This window comes from Flavonifractor plautii ATCC 29863, assembly GCF_000239295.1.
In the GTDB taxonomy this organism is placed as follows: Bacteria; Bacillota; Clostridia; order Oscillospirales; family Oscillospiraceae; genus Flavonifractor; species Flavonifractor plautii.
In genome coordinates this window covers 1-5774 of sequence record NZ_JH417812.1, presented here as the reverse complement: position 1 = coordinate 5774, position 5774 = coordinate 1, and the positions used below count along the sequence as shown (strand labels likewise).

The window sequence follows — 5774 nt, the reverse complement described above, 5'->3', positions numbered from 1 at the left end:
ACACCGTGGCCCGCGCCGTCGCACAGGAGGCCAGGGAGCAGGGCATTGCACGGGCCTGAACACAAAAAGGAGGACGCTTTTATGCGCGAGGTTTATATTGTAGACGCCGTCCGCACTCCCGTGGGCCGCATGGGCGGCACGCTGAAGAACACCCAGGCCCACGAGATGGGGGGGCTGGTGTGCAAGGCCCTGATGGAGCGCACCGGCTTGGCCCCCGAGCTGGTGGAGGAGGTCGTCATCGCCCAGGTGAAGCAGAACGCCGTGGCCTCCAACATTGCCCGGGTGTGCGCCCTGATGGCGGGCTTCCGGGAGGAGATTCCGGCCTATACGCTGATGATGCAGTGCGGCTCCTCCCTCCAGTCGGTCAACTGCGCGGCCAACGACATCCGCTGCGGCGACGTAGACGTGGCGGTGGCCGGCGGCGTGGAGGCCATGAGCGCCACCCACTTCGAGCTGTGGAACGCCCGGTACGGCTACGGCACCGGCAACAATGTGCTGGTGGATCCCATCGTGGAGGGGGCCAAGCGGGCCCAGCCCCAGGAGACCTACGGCGTGTTCGGAATGGGCGATACCGCCGAGAACGTGGCCGAGCAGTTCCACATCTCGCGGGAGGATATGGACGAGTTTGCCTTCCACAGCCAGCGCAAGGCCGCCGAGGCGGTGGCCGCCGGCGTGTTCAAGGATGAGATTGTCCCCGTGGTGATCCCCCAGCGGAAAAAGGAGCCCATCGTGTTTGACACCGACGAGCAGCCCAGGGCCACCACCATGGAGGGCCTGGCCAAGCTCAAGCCCGTGTTCCGCACCGACGGCAAGGGCAAGGTCACTGCGGGCAACTCCTGCGGGCGCAGCGACGCGGGCGCCGCCCTGCTGCTGATGAGCGGCGAGAAGGTGAAGGAGCTGGGCGTCAAGCCCATGGCCCGCATCGTGGCCCACGCCATCGTGGGCGTGGATCCCCGCATCATGGGCATCGGCCCGGTGCCCGCCGTCCGCAAGGTGCTGGAGAAGGCGGGGCTCACACTGGACGATATCGGCATGATCGAGCTGAACGAGGCCTTCGCGGCCCAGTCCCTGGCGGTGATCCGCGAGCTGGGGCTGGACATGGCGAAGGTAAACGTCAGCGGCGGTGCCATCGCCATGGGGCACCCCCTGGGCGCCACCGGCGGGCGCATCCTGACCACCCTGGTTCACGGCATGAAGCGCACCCGCACCCGGTACGGCATCGCCACCCTGTGCATGGGCGGCGGCCAGGGCGGCGCCACGCTTCTGGAGCTGGCGGACTGAACAAGCCCTCGTTTGAGGCCCGGCGGGGAACCGCAAGGCTCCGCCGGGCTTTTTTTCCTCAAAATGGTATACCAACTAGAGAAAAAAGAAAGGATCGGTATTCCGAATGGACCGCATTTGCAACGAGGCGCTGCTGCGCAAGGTGACCACTCCCAGGGCGGCGGCAGCGCATATCAAAAACGGCATGACCGTGGGCTTCAGCGGCTTTACGGTCATCGGCTATCCCAAGGTGCTTCCGGCCGAGCTGGCCCGGCGCGCCGAGGAGGGCGAGGAGCTGGGCATCACCGTAATCACCGGGGGCAACGTGGGCGACCAGCTGGACGGAGTGCTGGCCCGCTCCGGCGTGATGAAGCGGCGGTATGGCTTTCAGGGCAACCGGGATCTCCGCGCCCTGGCCAACGCCGACCGGATTCAATATGTGGACACCCATGTGAGCCACGGCCCCTACCTGATCAAAAACGGCTACCTGGGGAAGATCGACGTGGCCGTCATCGAGGTGGCCGCCATCCGGGCCGACGGCAGTCTGGTGCTCCCCTTCTCGGTGGGCATTGACGACACCCTGGTGAAGTATGCCGACAAGCTCATCCTGGAGGTCAACGAGGCCATCCCCCTGGAGGTGGAGGGCATGCACGACATCCTGACCCTGGAGCGGGCGCCCCACACCCAGGCCATTGAGATCTTCAAGCCCGACGACCGGGTGGGCTCCCCCTATCTGCCCTGCGACCCGGACAAGGTCGCCGCGGTCATCCTCACCAACTGCGAGGACACCAACCAGGATCTCCCCGCCCCCACCCCGGATATGGAGGCCATTGCCAGCCATATTGTCAAATTCCTACAGAGCGAGGTGGCGGCCGGCCGCCTGCCTAACCCTCTGCCCCCCATGCAGTCCGGTGTGGGCGGCGTGGCCAACGCGGTGCTCTCCGCCCTGGCCCGCTCCGAGCTGGATCACCTGAGCGTCTATACCGAGGTCATGCAGGACGCGGTGGTGGAGCTCATCGACGCGGGCAAGGTGGCCTGCGCCAGCGGCACGGCCCTCACCATCTCCCCCTCTGCCCGGGAGCGGTTCTATGCCCATATCGACGACTACAAGGGCAAGATCATCCTCCGGCCCCAGGAGCTCAGCAACGCCCCCGAGGTGATCCGCCGCCTGAGCATCATCGCCATGAACACCGCCATCGAGGTGGATCTGGCGGGCAACGTCAACTCCACCCACATCGGCGAGGGGGCCGTCATGAACGGCATCGGCGGCTCCGGCGACTACGCCCGCAACTCGGGTATCGCCATTTTCTCCACCGCCTCCACCGCCAAGGACGGCGCCATCTCCTGTATTGTGCCCCACGTGGCCCACGTGGATCACACGGAGCACGACACCGAGATCATCGTCACCGAGCAGGGCCTGGCGGATCTGCGGGGCCTGACGGCCTACGAGCGGGCCCATGTCCTGATTGAGAACTGCGCCCACCCCAAGTTCCGTCCCGGGCTGCGGGAGTATGTGGAGCAGGCCTACGCCCAGAGCAAGGCCAAGCATGGCATCATCCGCCTTTGACTCCGGCGGGGGGATTTTTTGAGAGATCCCTTCTATTTGACCTCAGATTATGATAAAATAAGGAAAAAGTACTTGAGGATAAAAGGAGGAGTCCGATGAATCTCCCAACCAAGCAGGCGGACGGCAGCGGCCGCTTCTACGAGTACGTGATTGACAACATCCGCCAGATGATTGCCGATGGAGAGCTTCAGGCGGGCCAGAAGCTGCCCTCCGAGCGGGAGCTGGCCGAGAAGTTCAACGTCAGCCGTGTCCCCATCCGTGAGGCGCTCAAGATCCTGGAGTATATGGGGGTGCTGGACAGCAGCCCCGGCGACGGCACCTATGTGAAGAACACCTCCGCGCAGAGCCTGGTCAGCAAGATGAATTTCTCCTTCGACGCCACGGCGGACACCATCCGGGATCTGCTGGAGCTGCGTATCGTGCTGGAGACCTTCGCGGCCTATCACGCCGCCCAGCGGCGCACCGACGAGGATATCGCCTCCATCCAGAAGCTGCTCCGGGACATGCGGGAGGCCAAGAAGGTCAACGACGGCACCGAGGAGTCGGTGCAGAACCTGCGCAAGCTCTCCCACGGCTTCCACCAGGCCCTGGTCAGGGCCGCCCACAACGCCGTGCTCTCCAGCGTCTACGAGTACCTCTATGAGCTGCTGGACATCTCCCGGCAGTTCACCATCAACAACAGCGGCATCTCGTACAGCTCCATTGTGGCCCACGAGGCCCTGTTCAGCAAGGTCATCGAGGGGGATGCGGAGGGGGCGCGCCAGTGCATGGAGGAGCACATGGAGGATGTGCGCTACAACCTCAGATCCACCATGGGAACCGATCACCCGGGACAGAAGGCCGCGTTCGGCTGAACCCGGAGCAAACACGAATAAAGAAAAGATAAAACGCTCCCCGCGCGGCTGGCGCGCGGGGAGCGTTGAAACTGAAAAAACTCCCAGCCGGATGGTTCGGAGGGAGGGATAGTGTGAAAGGGAACCGTCAGGGTTCCCTTTCGCGTTGGATCAAATCACTTTTTGAACCTTTTTAAAGGGTCAAAAAGTCCGGAAGCCTGTCGAAAAGACTTTTTCGACAGGCTGAACGCTCCCCGCGCGGTTGACGCGCGGGGAGCGTTTTTCAGTTTGATCCGTCCGCCTCCAGGGCGGTCTCCAGCAGGCCCAGCACCGCCAGGATGCGCTCCCGGGGCACCAGGGGGGAGGGCTTTCCCGCCCGAATGCAGGACAGGAAGTGCCCCAGCTCGGTGTAGTACCAGCCGGTGGGGGGGACGTTGATGCCGGTGGGGATTTTGACGGCCTCCTCCGTGTCGAAGACCACCGGCTCTGAGCCGTGGGGGTAGGCGGTGACGATATTGCCGTCATAGATCACCATGGCGTTCTCAAAGTAGACCCGCCAGACGGCGGTGAAGGGGATGGAGGCGTTGAGCCAGCCCGCCTCGGCCATGACGTTGACCCCGCCGCAGCGGTACTCCCAGCGGTACAGCTCCGGGGAGTCCATGGCCGGGCCGCCGCAGGGGCGGCACTCCGCCCGGTCGGGGACGCCGAAGAGGGAGACGATCACATCCAGATCGTGGATGTGCAGATCGAAGGGGACCAGCCCGCTCTTGCTCTTGTCAAAGAGCCAGCCGCCCTGGGCCCACTCCGGACGGGCGGACAGCCGCTGGAACACCGCGTCCAGGGGCCTGCCGTAGGTGCCCTCCCGCACCAGCTTCCGCAGCACCTCCACCTCCCGGGTGAACTGGAGCACCTGGGCCACATAGAGGTTCACCCCCTTCTCCTCCGCCAGGGCGAACATGGCCTCGGCATCCGCCCGGGTGAGGGCGCAGGGCTTTTCCACGATGGTGGTCTTGCCCAGGGAGAGGCTCTCCATCACGTTGTCCCGGTGGAGGAAGGTGGGGGTGCAGATGTCCACCACGTCCACGCCGCCGGCCTCCACCATGTCGGTAATGCTCTCATAGCAGGGCACGCCCCACTGGGCGGCCCGCTCCCGCCCGGCGGGGGAGGGGTCCACCACGCCTACCACGGCGCAGCCGTCCAGGTGGCGATAGTTGCTGTGGTGCACGGTGCCCATGCCGCCCGCGCCCACGATTCCGATGTTGATCATGGCCGCCACCTCACAGGACGAAGCCGTGGGCTGTGAGGTACTCCGCCGAGTCCTTCACGGCCTGGTTGATCTCGGCCAGATCCTTCGCTCCGGCCTGGGTGAACTCGATCTCGATGCTGAAGGGGCAGTCGTTGCCCGCCTTTGCCAGCTTGTCGAAGACCAGGGGGAAGTCCAGCCAGCCCTTGCCCAGGGCGGGGAAGTCCCATACCGTCCGCTCGCCGCCCTTGTCCTTGAGGTGCATGTAGCGGATGGCGTCCATGCTGGCGTCCAGATCCGCCCCCAAGTCCACGTTGCCGTAGAAGAGGGCGTTGGCGGTGTCGTAGTTGATGCCCACCCGGGGGGAGCCCACCCGATCCACGATCTCCTTCAGGATCCTGCCGCTCCCGTGGTCGCCGTGGGTCTCCAGCACCAGGGTGAGGCCGTACTTCTCCAGCTCGGGCACCAGGGCACGGATGTGCTCCGCCACCACCTCGTTGGAGGCCACGGCCTGATCCGAGAGATGGGCCTCGCCGATGGAGGAGACGATATAGCCGCAGCCGAAGAAGGCGGCCAGGCGGATGTTGCTGATAAAGTCGTGGATGCGCGCGGTGTCCATCAGGTTACAGTGGCCGCTCATGGAGAAGGGGGTGAGGCCCTTTTCGGCCAGCCGCTCCTTCACCTGCCACAGCCGCTCGAAGCTCTGGTCGGGGAACACATGCTCCGTCCAGCCCTTGGTGGCGGTGAGCTCGATGTAGCGGAACCCGGCGGCGGCGATGCCGTCGATGGCCTGCTCAATGGAATAGCCGTGGTAGCAGTTGGAGTTGACCGCGATGATGCGTCCCATAATATCCCCCTTTTCAGAAGGGGG

General features: G+C 64.9%; 5 protein-coding genes. 3 read left to right on the top strand and 2 right to left on the bottom strand.

Annotated elements, in window-relative coordinates:
* The first annotated feature begins 81 nt into the window (after positions 1-81).
* From HMPREF0372_RS13045 to HMPREF0372_RS13035, 3 genes are all read left to right on the top strand, one after another.
* Complete coding sequence (locus HMPREF0372_RS13045) at positions 82-1281, top strand: thiolase family protein (RefSeq protein ID WP_039997509.1); 1200 nt, start codon at positions 82-84, stop codon at positions 1279-1281.
* A gap of 106 nt (positions 1282-1387) precedes the next feature.
* Positions 1388-2827: an acetyl-CoA hydrolase/transferase C-terminal domain-containing protein gene (locus HMPREF0372_RS13040; RefSeq protein WP_007493284.1), complete on the top strand. Its 1440-nt coding sequence runs from the start codon at positions 1388-1390 to the stop codon at positions 2825-2827.
* A gap of 95 nt (positions 2828-2922) precedes the next feature.
* Positions 2923-3681 carry a FadR/GntR family transcriptional regulator gene (locus HMPREF0372_RS13035; RefSeq protein ID WP_007493281.1) on the top strand — a complete coding sequence of 253 codons (759 nt, stop codon included), beginning with the start codon at positions 2923-2925 and terminating at the stop codon, positions 3679-3681.
* 262 nt (positions 3682-3943) lie between these two features.
* On the opposite strand, the gene HMPREF0372_RS13030 is transcribed toward HMPREF0372_RS13035, so the two are convergent.
* Complete coding sequence (locus tag HMPREF0372_RS13030) at positions 3944-4927, bottom strand: Gfo/Idh/MocA family protein (RefSeq protein ID WP_007493279.1); 984 nt, start codon at positions 4925-4927, stop codon at positions 3944-3946.
* Between the two features lie 10 nt (positions 4928-4937).
* On the bottom strand, positions 4938-5750 hold the full coding sequence (locus tag HMPREF0372_RS13025; protein ID WP_035299909.1) for a sugar phosphate isomerase/epimerase family protein: 813 nt from the start codon (positions 5748-5750) through the stop codon (positions 4938-4940).
* Positions 5751-5774: the final 24 nt, after the last annotated feature.